We start from the raw sequence: 14,461 nt of genomic DNA, 5'->3' as shown, positions 1-14,461 counted from the left end.
GCGGCCGGCTCACCTTGTGGTTCAGATCAGATGAAGCGCATCGACTTATCAGGTCAGCAGTTCGGCCAGCTTCGCGTGCTTGGCCCGGCGAGCATGGTCAACAAGCATCTTCGTTGGAATTGTATCTGCGCATGCGGGGCAGAATGCCAGGTCAGCGGCGAAGGGCTCCGCAAGGGCATCGCTATTTCATGCGGATGCAACCAACGGAAGGGTCGCGGCAACACCACTCACGGGCTGAACACCGGCGGGACACATCCGCTAGCCGGGACGTGGAGCGGTATCCAGCAGCGCTGCTTCAATCCAAATGCTCAGCGCTACAATCGGTATGGAGGGCGCGGCATCACAGTCTGCGACCGCTGGCTGAATGGCGCCGACGGCAAGCCTGGCTTCCAATGCTTCGTAGAAGACATGGGGCCGAAGCCGACACCGGAGCACTCGATCGAGCGCAAGGACAAAGACGGCAACTATGAACCCGGTAACTGCCATTGGGCTTTAGATGTAGAGCAGGCCAGGAATCGGCGCACGACGGTCGAGGTTGATCTCGACGGCGAGCGCGTCTCGCTAGCTGAATATTGTGAGCGCAAAGGCCTCACCTACAAGATAGTGCACCAGCGGCTGTCGCGCGGCTGGTCGCTGGAGAAGGCTTCCTCCCCCATTGTGTCGCCGGCTCAGCGCCCAAGGGCCGAGGCCCGCGCATGAGCCCGCCCCGCGTCCTCTTCGTCGACGGCGGCTCCCGCTTCGGTTGGTGCTACGGCCCTGTTGGTAGCATCCCGATATCGGGAAGCGACTTCTTCGCCAAAAAAGCGAAGGTGGCGTCGCACCAGATGATCTATTGCGGTGCCCAGCGCTGGCTTCAGGAGTTCATCGCGCAGCATCCCGTCGATGTCTTCGCCGTCGAGCAGCCCGTTCCGGATTCGCATCTCAAGCGCCAGACGAACGCCGCTACCAGCCATCTGAAGTACGGCGTGATCGCCTGTCTATTCGCGATGGCCGGCCACCACCGCATCTATCGGCCGGTTGAAATGCCGATCTCGACAATCCGATCCAAGTTCATCGGACGCGGGAACCTCAAGGGCGAGATCGCGAAACCACAGATCCTTCAAAAGTGTCTCGCGCTCGGCTGGATACCGCACGACGCCGAAGACCTCTCCTTCGACAGGTCCGATGCCGTGGCCGGCTGGTACGCCACCTGCCTCTACGCAGCGCCGGCAATCGCTCAACCTGTTGACGATTTGTGGGTGGCCTCAGAGCGCCGCAAGCGCGAGGCCGAAGAACTCAGCCGCCGATATCAACCCGCACCCGTACCGGAAAGGTTCTGAGATGGACTACCACCTCGGGCAACTCGTCGCCTGCGTCGATGGGAATTGGCAGTACAACATGCCTGGGCAAAACCCGGACGGGGTGACGCTACCCCGCAAAGGGCAAGTCTACCGAATCCGGTCGAGGGTGTTCCTGCAGTCGTACTTATTCCTCCTCTTCGACGAGATCCACAACTCGGAACTGCCGAGCCCGACCGGGCCATTTGAGCCGGTCTTCGACGCCCGCTCCTTCCTACCACTCGATCCGAAGCGGCTCGACGTCTTCCGCCAGCAGCATGCGCCGGTCGATCGGGTGCCAGCATGAGCGCGCGCCCAGCCAACGGCCGGATGCGCGGCAACCATTCGCTCAGCCTGGCCATGGCGATCGCGGTGCTGGTTGCCTCGGTCGCGTTCATCATCTTCGTGATGTGCGGTGGTGCCCGCGCACATGACGCGCCAACGGGCTGGCAATACGATGCGGCATGCTGCTCCGGAATGGATTGCCAACAGGCGCCGGCCAATGACGTGAAGGAGACACCGGCCGGCTACAAGCTTTCGACCGGCGAACTGATCCCTTACGGCGATCACCGGATCCACCGATCCAAGGATGAATTCTACCACGAGTGCAAGCCGGCCGGCGATATGTCGTCGCCGCATTCGTTCTGCCTCTACGTACCAGACCGGGGATTCTGATGAGCACCGCCGCGCGCGCCATCGAACTCCTCTCTTACTTCACAGGCCTCGGGCCAGTAGGCCAGCCCGTTGCGCTACGTCGCGTCGAGGTGCTGGCCGATCTCGGGCTTGATCACAACACCTACAACGTCTGCCTGAACCAGCTGATCGCCGGCCGGTTCGTCCGTCGTATCGCCGCCAAGACCGTTGTTGTCCTGCGCCGGCCGGAGGAATTCGCATGAGCAGGCACGAGGTCTTCGGGAACCACGGCCTCCGCGATCGCATCGAGATCCTGGAGGAGGAAAACCGCCAGCTGAAAGCGACGATCGCCAAGCTCAGTGGTCTGGATATCGCCCAGACCGCCCGGTTGGCTTTCGATCTCACCGAAGCGGAGTCGCTGATCTTCGCCCTGCTCGTCCACTGCGGCGTCGGTACCTACGGCCAAATCCAGGCCGCGATCTACACCTTCGACCAGCTTGATACGATCAGCGACATCGGAGAATCGATTCGGTCCCACATCAAGCGGATCCGCAAGAAGCTTCGGCCGCACGGATTGAACTTCACGACGGTCTACGCCTTCGGCTTCGAGATGGATGAAGCATGCCGCGCGAAGGCGCGGGCGTTGCTCAATGCGAGGGCGGCCTGATGCGTGTCGTCGTCTCCGCCCCATCCCGCGAGATCGAGAGCGCGCTGCGCGCCGCGGCCGAGGACGCCGGCTTCGAGAGCGCTGGCGAGCCACTCCCGCAGGATTTGTGCAGCGCGCTCTTCCGTGACCCCGAGGCGGTCGGCGTCATCAGGGCGGCGAACAGCGGCTTCGCCGCAATGGCCTGCCGCGACTTCCGTCGCGCCGACGTGAAAAACATCCTGTTCGTCCTGCTCGACGCCGATGAGTGCACCTCCCTCGCCGCCTCAACGATCCTCCGCTGCGGCGCCGATGATGTCCAGCCCGCGCCGATCCATAGCGACGAGTTCATCGCGCGCCTGAAGGCGCTGGTGCGGCGCGGCACCTACAACGACCACCTCTTCATCAAGATGCCGGGCTGCATCTATGACGCCGACACCGGCCTTGTCGAAGCCGGCGACAGGAAGAGCCGGCTGGCACCGGCGGAGGCGAAGCTGCTCACCACGCTGGCACTCGACCCCGGCAAGGTGTTTTCCAAAGCCGACCTGATGGATCACATTTACGGCGGTGAGGACGAGCCGGAGCAGAAGATCATCGACGTCTTCGTCTGCAAGCTCCGCCACAAGCTGCTCGAGATGAATGATGGCCTCGATGTCGTCCGCACCGTCTGGGGTCGCGGCTATCAGTTCGAACCGAAGGGCTTCGAGCCGGTGTTCCGGCACCGCGTGAGGGTGCCGCGATGAGCCTCCCCGATTGCGTCGTATGCGACGGCCGCCGCTTCAACGACGAACGCGGTATCCCGTTCTGTGAGCGGTGCGAGCCGCTCTTCGCGGCGCATGTCGTCTCGATGCAGACCGACCCGAAAACTGGTGAAGCCCTCGCGGTCTGCCCCTGCGGCTGGACCAGCCGTCACCCATGGTCGAAGCAAGGCCGCCAGGACCGGGATGAGACCGTGGTCGAGCACTGGCGGTCGGTTCCACGGGGGCGGCCATGACGCGCGCCATCAGAGACATCCTGGCCGAGTGCATGCGCCGTGAGCGCTACGGATTGATTCGGCCATTGTGGTCCGATCTAGCCGGCGTCGACGATGCCGCCGCCGAAGAGGTTCGCCGCCGCGCCGACCATCTCATGCGCATCCTGTCCGACGCCGGCGTCCAGCTTGTGCAGACCGGCGAGCCCGCCCCGGTTGCGGCGCCGACGTCACCAACCATCGTTGCCAACCAGGTCTACGCGCAGCCCGATACCATGCGCGAGGTCCGCGTCGAAGAACGCGGCTTCTCGATCGTCGCCGTCAAAGCGGGCCAGTCCACAATTGAGCAGGCCTTCACACTCAATGATGTGATAGTCAACGCCGGCCTGGTGCTAACCGGCGATCCCGCCGCTAAGGCGATCAAGGATCTAGGCAAGCAGCTCGCCGCGGCCGTCGAAATCTATCGCCTCAACGCCGCCGGCATGGGTGGCGGCAAATGACGGGCTCACTCTCCACCGCCAGCCGCCAGCTCGAGGAGCTCATCGACAGCACCTCGGACTGGGCCGCCGAACTCCTCCGCCGCACCGCTGACGACATGGCCGGCGCGCTCGATCTCGCAGCGATGCGCGACGTCGAGAGTGCGACGGAATGGCGAAATCCCACAGCCGACAGGAGATTTCAAACATGAAGAACCGCATCACCGACCTCAACGACCATCTCTTCGCGCAGATCGAGCGATTGTCCGCAGAAGGTCTCTCCAAGGAGCAGCTGGAAGCGGAGGTCCAACGCACCGATGCCATGGTCAAAGTCGCCGACATGATCGTCGATAACGCCCGCCTCGGTATCCAGGCGGCAACGCTGGTGGCGAACCACGGCGACCGCTTCCGCAAGGATCTCCCGATGCTCTCCGCGCCGAAGGAGATCGAGGGCAAATGAAAGGCCGGCAGATCCGATATAGCGACGAGGAGCTTTCGTTCATCGAGTGGCGGCAGGCGATGAGCCGTCGCGCGCTGCACGCCGCTTTTGTCGCTCAGTTCGGACGCGCCGACATCAGACTTGAAGACATCAAGGCTCTTTGCTCACGCAGGAAATGGAACACCGGGCGCACTGGCGGCTTCGAAAAGGGATCGGTCCCGTTCAACAAGGGGAAACCTCACCCCGCGCGTGGCAGAGCAGTTGAGACGCAGTTCAAAAAGGGAAGCATGACCGGCGCGGCGGCCGCCAAATACAAGCCGATCGGGACCGAGCGCTTCAACAAGGATGGATACCTCGAGCGCAAGATTCATGACGGCATGCCACTGCAATCGCGCTGGCGGCTGGTGCACATCCTCCGTTGGGAAGAGTTGAACGGTTCGCTGCCAGAAGGCTCGGTTCTCAAATCTCTGGACGGCAATCGCCTCAACACGGAGCCGTCGAACTGGCGAGCGATACCGCGCGCGCTGCTCCCGCGCCTCGGCGGTCGCTACGGTCGCGGATATGACCACGCACCATCCGCCCTCAAGCCCACGATCCTTGCGATCGCCGAGCTGGAGCATGCCGCTCGGGAGCGCGCACCATGAGGGGCGTCCGCATCTCCTACACCGCCGCCGAGATGGCATGGCTTGAAGCCAACCGGATGATGGTGATCAGCGACTATCATCGCGCCTTCCAAGCCGAGTTCGGCCGGCCAGATGTGTTGCAAATAAACCTTCACGGCCTCCGCAAGCGGCTAGGCTGGAAGGTCGGTCCGACAAAGGGCCGGACCAAGGGCCGTCGCCTGAAATATACAGCCGCCGAGATCGGATGGCTGCGCGACAACTCCACGATGGAAATCAACGAGTGGTGCCGCGCCTTCCAGGTGGCGTTCGGCCGGCACGATGTGACGCCTTCGAAGCTGCATGCTCTGCGCAAGCGTGAGGGATGGAAGACAGGCAGGACCGGCCAGTTCGACAAAGGCGTCGCACCGTGGAGCAAAGGCAAGAAGCTGCCGTTCAACCCGAATAGTGCGGTGACCCAATTCAAAAAGGGGTTGAAGCCTCACAACCGGCGTGGCCCTGGCCACGAATCGCTTGGTGATGACGGCTATATCTGGATCGTCACCGACCGACGCAACCCTTGGACTGGCGCATCGACGTGGCGTGTCCACAAGCATCGCTGGCTTTGGGAGCAGGCCAACGGCCCGGTGCCGGACGGCATGGTGCTGAAGTGCCTTGGCGAGAGGTTGAACACCGACCCGTCGAATTGGGAGCCGGTTCCGATCGGCCTTCTCCCTCGCCTGAACGGCAAATCCAACCGCGACTATGACCGCGCCCCGGCCGAGTTGAAGCCCACCATCATGGCGGTGGCGAAGCTTGAGCACGCCGTCGCGGCGCGCCGCAACCGCAAAACAGAAAGGACACCGACATGACCTCGATCAGAATGGTCGCGCTCGCCGACATCGAGCCCGATGACGCCATCAATGCCCGCCGCACCCGCAGCGATGAAGGTATTGATGAGCTGAAAGCCTCAATCCGCGCGCACGGCATCGTCCAGCCGCTCCGGGTTCGATGGGATGCCGCAGCCAAGAGATACAAGATCATAGCGGGCAGCCGTCGCCACCGCGTCCTCTGCGAGCTCGCCACCGATGGTGATACCGCCGCCGATGAACCGGTGACGCCCGGCTTTGAGGTCCCCGTGCTGATCGGCGACGTCGACGACAATACCGCCCGAGAGATCAGCCAGGCCGAAAACCTGATCCGTCTCCCACAGCATGAGGCCGACACCTACGAGACCTTCCGCGATCTCGCCGATCGCGGTCTCGATGAGAGCCAGATCGCGGCACGGTTCGGCATTGAGCCGAAGCGGGTGCGCCGCATGCTGGCTCTGGGCAGGCTGTCGCCGCTGATCCTTGATGCTTGGCGCGAGGGCACCCTCGATGAGCGCGGTCGTGCCATCGAGACCGTGCGAGCCTTTACCTTGGCACCCTCGATCGAGGAACAGGAACGCGTCTTCACTAAACTGACGAAGGACCGCAATCTTCACGGCCACGCCGTCATGCTGGCCTTCGGTGGCGCCGATGGCGACGTCAAGAAATGGGTCAAGATGGCGGGGCTCGACGCCTACAAGGCTGCTGGTGGCGCCGTCACCACCGATCTCTTCGGCGACGATCACATCGTGGCCGATAAGGCGCTGATGCATCGAGTCGCCCAGGAATCCATTCAGGCGAAACTGGATGGGCTAAAGGCGGAAGGCTGGTCCTGGGTGAGCACCGACAAGGACCTCGGCTATTACTGGAAGCATAGCTGGAAGCGCGAGAAACCCGGCGACGGCAAGGCGACAGCCGATGAAAAGAAGCGGATCAAGAAACTGGAGAAGGCCGAGGCCAAAGGAACGGAGGGCGCCAAAGGTGAGCTCGGCGCGCTCTTGATCGACATCGCAAGCCGGCAGTGGACGTCCGAACAATTCGCCAAGGCCGGTGCCGTTGTCGAGATCGGCTATCACGGTGATGTCGAGATTGTGCGCGGCGTCGTGAAGCCTGCGGCGGAGAAGAAGGCGTCATCGGCATCATCATCTGGCGCACCGAAGGAGAAGGGGCCGCCGACGATCTCCAATGCGCTGCACCAGCGGTTGAGCGGACAGGCCACCCTTGCGGTTCGTCAGGCCTTGCAGCAGGAGCCTCGCGTCGGTCTGGTTGCCTTGCTGGCAGGTTTCATCACGCACAGGCGTTTGCATGCGGACAGCCCGGTCCGCATCTACCATGAAGGCTTCGCGAAGAAGCATGGCGAGGACAAGGAGACATTCGCTGGCGTCTTCGCCCGCCTGTCCGACATGACCGATCAGGAGTTGTTCACGGTGGCCGCCGGCTGCGCAGCTGAAGCCGTGCACTTGGAGCGGACATCTATCGGCAGGCCTCCGTTCAACTCTGATGGGGCACCGCTCGCCTCCGCCATTAACCCCGTGAAGTTGACCGGCGCGCTCCTGGAGGCGTTCGATGCTGCCGACTATTTCGGTGGTGCCTCGAAGCCGTTCGTCATCACCGCGATCCGCGAAGCCCTCAACGACGATGAAGCTCGCAAGGCGGAGAAGATGAAGAAGGCGGAACTCACCGCCTTCGCCCTCGCCAACGTCCCGCAGACCGGCTGGCTTCCTCCAGAGTTGAGGGCGCCGACCTATACCGGGCCCGGCGCGATCCCGGTGCTGAGTGAGGCTCCGCCAACGGAGCACGATCCCGACTTCGACGAGATCGACGAAGAAGAGGCCGCCTGACCATGACATGCATCGTAGGAGTGATCGACGCAGGCAAGGTCTATATCGGCGGTGATAGCGCTGGTGTCGCCGGCTACTCGCTGACAGTCCGGGCAGATCGCAAGGTCTTCAGCAACGGCGATTTCATCATGGGCTTCACTTCGTCGTTCCGGATGGGGCAGTTGCTTGCTCAGTCGTTTACGCCACCCAAAAGGCACCCCGACACCGATGTCTACAAGTTCATGGTCACGGACTTCATCAACGCCGTCCGCGACTGCCTGAAGACAGGCGGTTATGCTGAAAAGCACCATGAGGCAGAGAAGGGCGGAACTTTCCTCGTCGGCTATCAAGGGCGGCTGTTTCTAATCGACAGCGACTACCAGGTTGGCGAGGCGCTCGACGGGTTCGACGCTTGTGGGTGCGGTGCTGAGATCGCCCTCGGCGCACTTTTTGCCACTCCTGCGGCAAAGCCTAACGATCGGCTCACGCTGGCTCTAGAAGCGGCTGAACGCCTCAGTGCCGGCGTGCGCGCGCCATTCCACATCGTCTCGACGGCGGTGGCATGAACGAGGTCAACGCCAAGTCGCGGCCAGTCGCCGGCGGCCACCATGGTCTCCTCCGCAAGGTCCACAGGTCCGACTACGAGACCGTCAACGAGAACGGTATCCCCATCCTGTTCGCCACCGCCGGTGAAGCCGAGTTGGCGGCCTGGCATGCCCTCCGCGCACATCTTCAGAGCCAGATAGTCGGCAGCGGGGATAAGGCCTCGGCGGCGCTCAGCCAGGCCGAGGAGAAGTTCGGCAAGCTTCTGCGTGGCGGCGGCAAGACGGTGCAGGTGGAGCGCCGATGAGCAAGGGAGTTTTCTTCAAGACAGAAGCGGATCTCTGCTCCGCGTTCGTCGCCGCGTTGCCGGCGGGCTGGACCGCCTTCAACGAGACAGCCGGCTTCGACATCTTGCTGGTGCGCGCCGACGGCCTACAGATCGGCGTCGAAGCGAAACTCAGGCTTAACCCGGAAGTCGTCGTCCAGGCATCGAAGGAATGGGGTTACGCCCCGCTGACGCCGGGCCCCGACTTCCGCGCCGCACTGGTGCCCGCGGGGCACGTCCAAAACCACATGTCAGCGATCTGCGCCATGCTTGGCATCACCGTCATCACAGCGATGCACCCCGACGACGATACCGAGAAGCGCTACGGCTGGCGGCCGCCTGCATTCAGGCCTGATCTGCCCTCACTCGATTCCCGCATGTACTGGAGCGGCCGCGAGCACGACTGGTATGACCGCTGCCCCGCGGCGCGATGCGTCCTCCCCGAATACATCCCCGACGTCGGCGCCGGTCATTCCGCACCGGTGGCGCTCACAAACTGGAAGATCCAGGCCATTAAACTGCTCATCATCTTGGAGCGCCGCGGTTACGTCACGAAGGCCGACTTTAAGCACGTCAAGATTGATCCCAGCCGCTGGACCCGTGATTGGCTGGAGCGTGGGACCGAACGCGGCCAGTTCGTCACGGGGCGATATACCCCAGACCTGAAGGCGCAGCACCCGGTGAACTGGATCCAGATCGAGGCCGACTTCGACAAATGGAAGCCGGTGGAGGTCGCCGCTTAGCATGTCAGGATTTGATTTCGGAGCGTTGATGCCGGAGGTCGCCAGCATGTTGCTGGGGGCGCCGAACCCGCACCACAGTAAGGGCAACGACCACCGCTACGGCACCAACGGCTCGCTCTCCGTCGACATCGAGAAGAACACCGCCTTCGATCACGAGAACAGCGAGGGTGGCGGTGTCCTCTGGCTTGTCGCCAAGCTGACGGGCTGCGGCGACGACGGCGCCGTGGACTGGCTGAAGGACAACGGGTTCGACATCCCTGACGGTCGCGGAGCCGCCCCGGGTTCAAACCAGAACGCGGGCCCCGGCAAGAAGGAGATCGTCGCCACCTACGATTATGTCGACGCCGAGGGCGGCCTCGTCTTCCAGGTCGCCAGGATGCAGTTCAAGCAGCCCGACGGGACCTGGCGGCTGAACAAGCACGGCAAGATCGATAAGACCTTCGCGCAGCGCCGCCGCTTCACCGAGGAAAAGGACGTCTGGATCAACGGCCTCCTCGACGGCGAATACATGCGCAAGGGGCCAGGCCAGAACTGGACCCGGTACGATTCGAAGACCTTCGACAAATGGGGGATGAAGGAGCGTCGTTCCTTCGATGGCATCGAGCAGCTGCCGCTGTACCGCTGGCCGGAGGTCGCGGAAGCCATCGCCATGGGACAGGCGGTCCGTCTCGTCGAAGGGGAAAAGAAGGCAGATGCGCTATGGGCCGCCGGCATCCCGGCGACCTGCAACGCCGGCGGGGCCAAGAAGTGGACGCCATATTATTCCGAGCTCCTACGCGGCGCCCATCTCATCCTGATCCCGGACAACGACGACGCCGGCCGGATGCATATGCAGCTCGTCGGCTCGCAGATGACCGGGATCGCGGCATCGGTGCTGCTGCTGGATATCAGGCTGTTCTGGCCCGAGGTGCCCGCCAAGGGGGATATCTGGGATTGGGTTCAGGCCGGTGGTGATCCCGCCGATCTGTTCGACATCGAAGATAGGTACGCCCGACCATGGACGAAGGAGCCACCGAAGTCCCGGTTCGGCGCCGTCACCTGGGATCGCCTCGACGAAGCCGGACAGGAACACGAGTATCTCATCGAGGACATCCTGACCCGACATGAGGTCGCCGTGATCTACGGTGAATCCGGTTCGGGGAAGTCATTCGAGGCCATCGATATGGCGATGTCGGTGAATCGCGGCGCCACATTCAACGGCAAAGAGGTGAGACGCGGCGGCGTCGTCTACCAGGCCGGCGAAGGAGGCATCGGCGTGAAGCAGCGCCTCCGCGCCTACCGACAGACCTACATGGAGCCCGGGGAGCGCGTCGACTTCGTCTTGTTGCCCGCCCGTGTCGATCTCTTCGCGAAGCCCGGGGAGCAGGATGTCGAGACCAGCCGGGGCACCGACGCGCTGATCGCCGAGATCAAGGCGTGGTCGGAGACCTTTGCGGTCCCACTCGAGCTCGTCGTCATCGATACGCTGGCGACGGCGACGCCGGGCGCCAACGAAAACGCCTCCACCGACATGTCCGTGGTGCTCACCAATCTGGAGCGGATCCGGGATGAATGCCGATGCACCGTGATGATGGTCCATCACAAGCCGAGGAACGGCAACAACCCGCGTGGTCATTCCAGCCTGTTCGCCAACGTCGACAACGCGATCGAGCTTGAGATCACACCACGCCTCGATATCGCCTTCAGGGCAGACGGAACCCAGCTGACCCGCCAGATCCATCGCGCCACCATCCAGAAGAACAAGGATGGGGAACGTGGTCACGGCTGGGATTTCATCCTCAAGCAGGTCGTCCTCGGCACCCGACCAAACGGCAAGCTGATCACATCGGTGGTATGCGCCCCACCAGGTGGGCAGACCCCGGAGACCAACGACGACAAGCGACTGAGTGACCAGCAGAACATCGCGATGCAGGCTTTGATGTTTGCGCTCGAGCGGTTTGGCGAGGACACCCCCGATCTGCTCAAGCTGCCGCGCAGCATCAAGTCCGTGGTGCAATACAAGCACTGGCGCTCCGAATTCGAGAAGCTGTCCTTCGTTGATGACGAAGACGAGAAGAAGCAGCGGGAGCGCATCAAGTCGGCGCTGAAGCGTGCCGGCGAAGCCTTCTACGGCCGCAAGTTCATCGGGCGCGCCGATCGGTTCATCTGGCTCACCGGGAGACCGATCCCGGGCTACAAAGCGAAGAACAGCACCGAGATGGAACCACCACGCCAGGAGGACGCCCAGACCTTGGCGGCGATGCAGGAACTCGCCGATGGAGATATCCAGCTGTGAGCGAGCGCGTACCCGCCGATGTACCCAACCAGTTTTCGACGAATTCGACGCAACGCCTTGTAGCGCAAGGGATTGCGGTGGAAGTGCAGGAAATGCTCGGCGAGCCCTCATCGGCTCGCCGTACCCACAATGTACCCAAATCGCCTGAAAATGTACCCACGCCCGTACCCGCTTTGCGCATCGAAGCGATCGGCTTCGGCACCTACTACTGCGCCGCATATCGGCGTGATGGCGCCCCTGACGTCCTCCTCGATGATGCTGAAGGAAAACCGGAGCGCTTCGCCTCTGCAACAGCCGCCATCAAGGCGGCCGAGATGGCGCTGCACTTCAGCCGGCCGGTGCTAGTCACCGATGAGGACATCCTTGGCGCCGGGCGCTTCCACGAAATCCGCGCCGCCGCTGAAGCCGCCCTGCAGATCGAGGCGCTCGGTGGTGTCGTTGTCGACGGCCGCGTCGTCCCGGTGGAGGTGCGGCGGCGATGAGGCACCGCTGCGATATCTTCAAGGTTGCGGAGCAGTGCGGCATCCGCTTGCTGCACCCCGCCGATCACCGGCCGCTGCACCGTCGGCCGCGCGAATGCTTCGCCAAGAAAACGCTGAAGAAGATCGGGCAGCGACATGGTGAAGCCCATCTCGCCCTCACGCTGCGCCTCATCGTCGAGACATATGGCAACGCGGCAGAACTCTATTCGGAGACCATCCAGGCGGTTTCCGCGCTGGTGGCGAACCCCTCGATCGAGGCTCGCGGTGGCGCGCTGTTCGAGCAATTCGATAGGATCAGCCTCGGTGAGGTCCGGCATCAAGCCAAGGGGCTCGCAGTCGGGCTGCCGCTGGCGCACGTCATGCGCGTGCTGCTGGCGGTACGGTTGAGCGATGGTATAGTTCGAGACGACAGGAGGGCGGCGTGAACGAGAAGAGCGAAAATGAAGTGCGGGCAAGCGCGGTTGCGGCAATGGACAAGGCGTTCGGGATCGGTGTTACGGAGGCGCATCGCGCCATCCGCACCGAAGCGTCGGCGAGGCGCATTTATGACTGCGCAATCGCTGCGCTGGCGGAAGAACGATCTAAGGTCGTTGCCCACTTGCGCGACCAAGCACGAATTAACCTCCAGAATGCTGCGCACCACGGGAAAGGGAAAGGTCGCGATGATCTCTTGGAGGAGTTCGTAAGGACTGGCGATCGATTGGCACTCGAATGCTACCGCAAGTTCTATATCGCGGAATCGCTGGGCGCGACCGCCTACATGATAGAGGACGGCGCGTATGGGCCCGAGGTAGCTGTCGATTTCGACATCGAAGGCGCTCGCTGGATGGACCTCACCTCCGTCGGGTCGCCCTACGAAGAGCAACGCGACATGAGCCGCGATACCGGCCTTTGGCGGCATCGTAGCCGTGCCATTGATTCTCATGATCCTTGGCGCGAAGGCCGCGCGCCGAAGACGGAGCGGCCTGCATGAAAGAACCTTTTGAACTGATAGCTCACTGGCTGAACAACGTAGTCGATCCGGAGACGGTCGACGCATCCAGTGGTGCGCACGCTAGGCAGTTACTCACCCACCTACACAGCGAAGGCTACTCAGTTGTGCCATCGGAGAGCCCGGAGGAATGGCAACCGATCGAGACAGCACCCCGCGACGGCACCCCAATCCTGATCGACTACACGATGAAAAGCAACGATCTCCACGGCTACGCGCCGTGGCGCGAGATCGGTGTCGTCATCGCATGGTGGGAAGATGGCGAGGGCTGGAACGTATGCTTTATGGAGGACGGCGCCGCCGACAGTCAGGGCGCCAGTTTCCAGTTCTTCCAGACCGTACCCGAGGCGAGCGTGGACCGCTGGATGCCGCTCCCTAAGGTGTCCGACCCCGAATGACAGCCTGGACCGCCAAAGCCGTCGAATACCGCGTCCTCGACGCCGCGGAGACGCTGATGCTCACACCGGACACCCGCGTAGGCGGCGCCGGAGGTGGCGGCTGGCCGGAATACATCCCGCACTACCCGCGCGCCATGAAGATCAGAATCCGTCCTTCCCCCGGTGCCCTCACCAGAATGCTCGCCACTTGGGCATGGATAAACGCGTTGCAATCCGAGAAGGATCGGCGTCTCCTCTACGCGTGGGCATGGACGAAGACCCGCAAGGGAAGGTTCCTCAACGATTTCGCCTCACGGGAAGGCGTCAATTCCCGAACGCTCCGCTGGACGATAACCCGTATCTGCCAAGACATTGCGGATCGCAACAACCAGCAGAAAATCGCGTGGCTCGACCAACACATTGACGACGTTGCCGAAATCGAGCCAGAACCCGCATCACAAACGGTATCTTCCGAGACGTCTGCCACTATCGAAAAAGATGGAACCCCGACATACCTCGCCCCTGGTTCCAGCCCGGCGCCGTCGACACCATCGAGCTTTATCGAGCCAGGCGCACGCCCTCGCTACCCCACCCGGGAAGAGATCGCCGCTCTGGTGAGGCGCCTCGAAAAGGCGAACAAGTTGCGACGCCGAAAGGCCAAGGCAGCATCGGTTGCTTGATTCGCACCGGATGCCGTCAAGCTAAATCGCTTCCAGCAGGGGTACACGCCCAGGTACATGGCGATGTCCCTGACGACCCGCGAACCCTTATGTGTCCGTCGAAATGGGGACATCTCCGGGTACGGAAACAGCCCGTTTGGGTACGGCGCCCACATTTCGAAAAACGTGATTGGACTTCCGACCTCGGAATCGAGTTCTCTTCGCGTCTTCCCCCTCATCGCGTAGACGCCAAGTTCTGAGAAGCCGAGACCTTACGGCGAGCGCGCTAGCGCGATGACGC

The 14,461-nt window shown here is 62.8% G+C and carries 23 protein-coding genes; all 23 read left to right on the top strand.

Annotation, left to right across the window (positions count from 1 at the left end; all coding sequences use genetic code 11):
* Positions 1-30: 30 nt before the first annotated feature.
* From C8D77_RS01230 to C8D77_RS01125, 23 genes are read left to right on the top strand one after another with little or no spacing between them, the layout of a single operon-like run.
* A complete protein-coding gene (locus tag C8D77_RS01230) occupies positions 31-699 on the top strand; it encodes a hypothetical protein (protein WP_109658783.1) in 669 nt (222 codons plus the stop codon).
* The gene (locus C8D77_RS01225; RefSeq protein ID WP_109658782.1) at positions 696-1,319 is read left to right on the top strand and encodes a hypothetical protein; all 624 of its coding nucleotides are present in this window, start codon (positions 696-698) and stop codon (positions 1,317-1,319) included. The genes C8D77_RS01230 and C8D77_RS01225 overlap by 4 nt, the downstream gene beginning before the upstream one ends.
* A 1-nt stretch (position 1,320) precedes the next feature.
* Complete coding sequence (locus tag C8D77_RS01220; protein WP_109658781.1) at positions 1,321-1,623, top strand: hypothetical protein; 303 nt, start codon at positions 1,321-1,323, stop codon at positions 1,621-1,623.
* A complete protein-coding gene (locus C8D77_RS01215; RefSeq protein WP_245951597.1) occupies positions 1,620-1,991 on the top strand; it encodes a hypothetical protein in 372 nt (123 codons plus the stop codon). The genes C8D77_RS01220 and C8D77_RS01215 overlap by 4 nt, the downstream gene beginning before the upstream one ends.
* Positions 1,991-2,212, top strand: coding sequence for a hypothetical protein (locus C8D77_RS01210; protein WP_109658780.1), 222 nt, complete (start codon positions 1,991-1,993; stop codon positions 2,210-2,212). The genes C8D77_RS01215 and C8D77_RS01210 overlap by 1 nt, the downstream gene beginning before the upstream one ends.
* The gene (locus C8D77_RS01205) at positions 2,209-2,616 is read left to right on the top strand and encodes a helix-turn-helix domain-containing protein (RefSeq protein ID WP_109658779.1); all 408 of its coding nucleotides are present in this window, start codon (positions 2,209-2,211) and stop codon (positions 2,614-2,616) included. The genes C8D77_RS01210 and C8D77_RS01205 overlap by 4 nt, the downstream gene beginning before the upstream one ends.
* Positions 2,571-3,335, top strand: a complete 765-nt coding sequence (locus C8D77_RS01200) for a winged helix family transcriptional regulator (protein WP_109658778.1) — start codon at positions 2,571-2,573, stop codon at positions 3,333-3,335. Before C8D77_RS01205 ends, C8D77_RS01200 begins: the two co-directional genes overlap by 46 nt.
* Positions 3,332-3,586: a hypothetical protein gene (locus C8D77_RS37240; protein ID WP_146211751.1), complete on the top strand. Its 255-nt coding sequence runs from the start codon at positions 3,332-3,334 to the stop codon at positions 3,584-3,586. The genes C8D77_RS01200 and C8D77_RS37240 overlap by 4 nt, the downstream gene beginning before the upstream one ends.
* Positions 3,583-4,062, top strand: coding sequence for a hypothetical protein (locus C8D77_RS01195; protein WP_109658777.1), 480 nt, complete (start codon positions 3,583-3,585; stop codon positions 4,060-4,062). Before C8D77_RS37240 ends, C8D77_RS01195 begins: the two co-directional genes overlap by 4 nt.
* Positions 4,059-4,250, top strand: a complete 192-nt coding sequence (locus C8D77_RS01190) for a hypothetical protein (RefSeq protein WP_109658776.1) — start codon at positions 4,059-4,061, stop codon at positions 4,248-4,250. The genes C8D77_RS01195 and C8D77_RS01190 overlap by 4 nt, the downstream gene beginning before the upstream one ends.
* The gene (locus C8D77_RS01185) at positions 4,247-4,498 is read left to right on the top strand and encodes a hypothetical protein (RefSeq protein ID WP_109658775.1); all 252 of its coding nucleotides are present in this window, start codon (positions 4,247-4,249) and stop codon (positions 4,496-4,498) included. The genes C8D77_RS01190 and C8D77_RS01185 overlap by 4 nt, the downstream gene beginning before the upstream one ends.
* Positions 4,495-5,121, top strand: coding sequence for an HNH endonuclease (locus C8D77_RS01180; protein ID WP_109658774.1), 627 nt, complete (start codon positions 4,495-4,497; stop codon positions 5,119-5,121). Before C8D77_RS01185 ends, C8D77_RS01180 begins: the two co-directional genes overlap by 4 nt.
* Complete coding sequence (locus C8D77_RS01175; RefSeq protein ID WP_215732034.1) at positions 5,118-5,948, top strand: HNH endonuclease; 831 nt, start codon at positions 5,118-5,120, stop codon at positions 5,946-5,948. The genes C8D77_RS01180 and C8D77_RS01175 overlap by 4 nt, the downstream gene beginning before the upstream one ends.
* Before the next feature lie 11 nt (positions 5,949-5,959).
* Positions 5,960-7,786: a ParB/RepB/Spo0J family partition protein gene (locus C8D77_RS01170; protein WP_170136642.1), complete on the top strand. Its 1,827-nt coding sequence runs from the start codon at positions 5,960-5,962 to the stop codon at positions 7,784-7,786.
* A gap of 2 nt (positions 7,787-7,788) precedes the next feature.
* On the top strand, positions 7,789-8,331 hold the full coding sequence (locus C8D77_RS01165; RefSeq protein WP_109658772.1) for a hypothetical protein: 543 nt from the start codon (positions 7,789-7,791) through the stop codon (positions 8,329-8,331).
* Entirely contained in the window at positions 8,328-8,615 is a 288-nt protein-coding gene (locus C8D77_RS01160) for a hypothetical protein (RefSeq protein WP_109658771.1), read from the top strand. Before C8D77_RS01165 ends, C8D77_RS01160 begins: the two co-directional genes overlap by 4 nt.
* The gene (locus tag C8D77_RS01155; protein ID WP_109658770.1) at positions 8,612-9,376 is read left to right on the top strand and encodes a hypothetical protein; all 765 of its coding nucleotides are present in this window, start codon (positions 8,612-8,614) and stop codon (positions 9,374-9,376) included. Before C8D77_RS01160 ends, C8D77_RS01155 begins: the two co-directional genes overlap by 4 nt.
* Positions 9,377-9,404: 28 nt before the next feature.
* Entirely contained in the window at positions 9,405-11,651 is a 2,247-nt protein-coding gene (locus tag C8D77_RS01150) for an AAA family ATPase (RefSeq protein WP_146211750.1), read from the top strand.
* The gene (locus C8D77_RS37235) at positions 11,648-12,133 is read left to right on the top strand and encodes a hypothetical protein (protein ID WP_146211749.1); all 486 of its coding nucleotides are present in this window, start codon (positions 11,648-11,650) and stop codon (positions 12,131-12,133) included. The genes C8D77_RS01150 and C8D77_RS37235 overlap by 4 nt, the downstream gene beginning before the upstream one ends.
* Positions 12,130-12,558 carry a hypothetical protein gene (locus C8D77_RS01140; protein WP_109658767.1) on the top strand — a complete coding sequence of 143 codons (429 nt, stop codon included), beginning with the start codon at positions 12,130-12,132 and terminating at the stop codon, positions 12,556-12,558. The genes C8D77_RS37235 and C8D77_RS01140 overlap by 4 nt, the downstream gene beginning before the upstream one ends.
* Entirely contained in the window at positions 12,555-13,106 is a 552-nt protein-coding gene (locus tag C8D77_RS01135) for a hypothetical protein (RefSeq protein ID WP_109658766.1), read from the top strand. Before C8D77_RS01140 ends, C8D77_RS01135 begins: the two co-directional genes overlap by 4 nt.
* Positions 13,103-13,522 carry a hypothetical protein gene (locus C8D77_RS01130; RefSeq protein WP_146211748.1) on the top strand — a complete coding sequence of 140 codons (420 nt, stop codon included), beginning with the start codon at positions 13,103-13,105 and terminating at the stop codon, positions 13,520-13,522. The genes C8D77_RS01135 and C8D77_RS01130 overlap by 4 nt, the downstream gene beginning before the upstream one ends.
* On the top strand, positions 13,519-14,181 hold the full coding sequence (locus tag C8D77_RS01125; RefSeq protein ID WP_109658764.1) for a hypothetical protein: 663 nt from the start codon (positions 13,519-13,521) through the stop codon (positions 14,179-14,181). Before C8D77_RS01130 ends, C8D77_RS01125 begins: the two co-directional genes overlap by 4 nt.
* Positions 14,182-14,461: the final 280 nt, after the last annotated feature.

Source organism: Mesorhizobium loti, assembly GCF_003148495.1.
GTDB classification, from domain to species: Bacteria; Pseudomonadota; Alphaproteobacteria; order Rhizobiales; family Rhizobiaceae; genus Mesorhizobium; species Mesorhizobium loti.
Note: the sequence above shows the minus strand (reverse complement) of the source record. Positions and strands in the feature narration are given on the sequence as shown.

Excerpts from the sequence above, each read along its gene's own strand:
- C8D77_RS01210 (WP_109658780.1), top strand. The coding sequence starts at position 1,991 with ATGAGCACCGCCGCGCGCGCCATCGAACTCCTCTCTTACTTCACAGGC.
- C8D77_RS01170 (WP_170136642.1), top strand. The coding sequence starts at position 5,960 with ATGGTCGCGCTCGCCGACATCGAGCCCGATGACGCCATCAATGCCCGC.
- C8D77_RS01200 (WP_109658778.1), top strand. The coding sequence starts at position 2,571 with ATGCCGCGCGAAGGCGCGGGCGTTGCTCAATGCGAGGGCGGCCTGATG.
- C8D77_RS01125 (WP_109658764.1), top strand. The coding sequence starts at position 13,519 with ATGACAGCCTGGACCGCCAAAGCCGTCGAATACCGCGTCCTCGACGCC.
- C8D77_RS01175 (WP_215732034.1), top strand. The coding sequence starts at position 5,118 with ATGAGGGGCGTCCGCATCTCCTACACCGCCGCCGAGATGGCATGGCTT.
- C8D77_RS01220 (WP_109658781.1), top strand. The coding sequence starts at position 1,321 with ATGGACTACCACCTCGGGCAACTCGTCGCCTGCGTCGATGGGAATTGG.
- C8D77_RS37240 (WP_146211751.1), top strand. The coding sequence starts at position 3,332 with ATGAGCCTCCCCGATTGCGTCGTATGCGACGGCCGCCGCTTCAACGAC.
- C8D77_RS01225 (WP_109658782.1), top strand. The coding sequence starts at position 696 with ATGAGCCCGCCCCGCGTCCTCTTCGTCGACGGCGGCTCCCGCTTCGGT.
- C8D77_RS01205 (WP_109658779.1), top strand. The coding sequence starts at position 2,209 with ATGAGCAGGCACGAGGTCTTCGGGAACCACGGCCTCCGCGATCGCATC.
- C8D77_RS01185 (WP_109658775.1), top strand. The coding sequence starts at position 4,247 with ATGAAGAACCGCATCACCGACCTCAACGACCATCTCTTCGCGCAGATC.
- C8D77_RS01130 (WP_146211748.1), top strand. The coding sequence starts at position 13,103 with ATGAAAGAACCTTTTGAACTGATAGCTCACTGGCTGAACAACGTAGTC.
- C8D77_RS01155 (WP_109658770.1), top strand. The coding sequence starts at position 8,612 with ATGAGCAAGGGAGTTTTCTTCAAGACAGAAGCGGATCTCTGCTCCGCG.
- C8D77_RS01140 (WP_109658767.1), top strand. The coding sequence starts at position 12,130 with ATGAGGCACCGCTGCGATATCTTCAAGGTTGCGGAGCAGTGCGGCATC.
- C8D77_RS01190 (WP_109658776.1), top strand. The coding sequence starts at position 4,059 with ATGACGGGCTCACTCTCCACCGCCAGCCGCCAGCTCGAGGAGCTCATC.
- C8D77_RS01180 (WP_109658774.1), top strand. The coding sequence starts at position 4,495 with ATGAAAGGCCGGCAGATCCGATATAGCGACGAGGAGCTTTCGTTCATC.
- C8D77_RS01150 (WP_146211750.1), top strand. The coding sequence starts at position 9,405 with ATGCCGGAGGTCGCCAGCATGTTGCTGGGGGCGCCGAACCCGCACCAC.
- C8D77_RS01215 (WP_245951597.1), top strand. The coding sequence starts at position 1,620 with ATGAGCGCGCGCCCAGCCAACGGCCGGATGCGCGGCAACCATTCGCTC.
- C8D77_RS01195 (WP_109658777.1), top strand. The coding sequence starts at position 3,583 with ATGACGCGCGCCATCAGAGACATCCTGGCCGAGTGCATGCGCCGTGAG.
- C8D77_RS01165 (WP_109658772.1), top strand. The coding sequence starts at position 7,789 with ATGACATGCATCGTAGGAGTGATCGACGCAGGCAAGGTCTATATCGGC.
- C8D77_RS01230 (WP_109658783.1), top strand. The coding sequence starts at position 31 with ATGAAGCGCATCGACTTATCAGGTCAGCAGTTCGGCCAGCTTCGCGTG.
- C8D77_RS01160 (WP_109658771.1), top strand. The coding sequence starts at position 8,328 with ATGAACGAGGTCAACGCCAAGTCGCGGCCAGTCGCCGGCGGCCACCAT.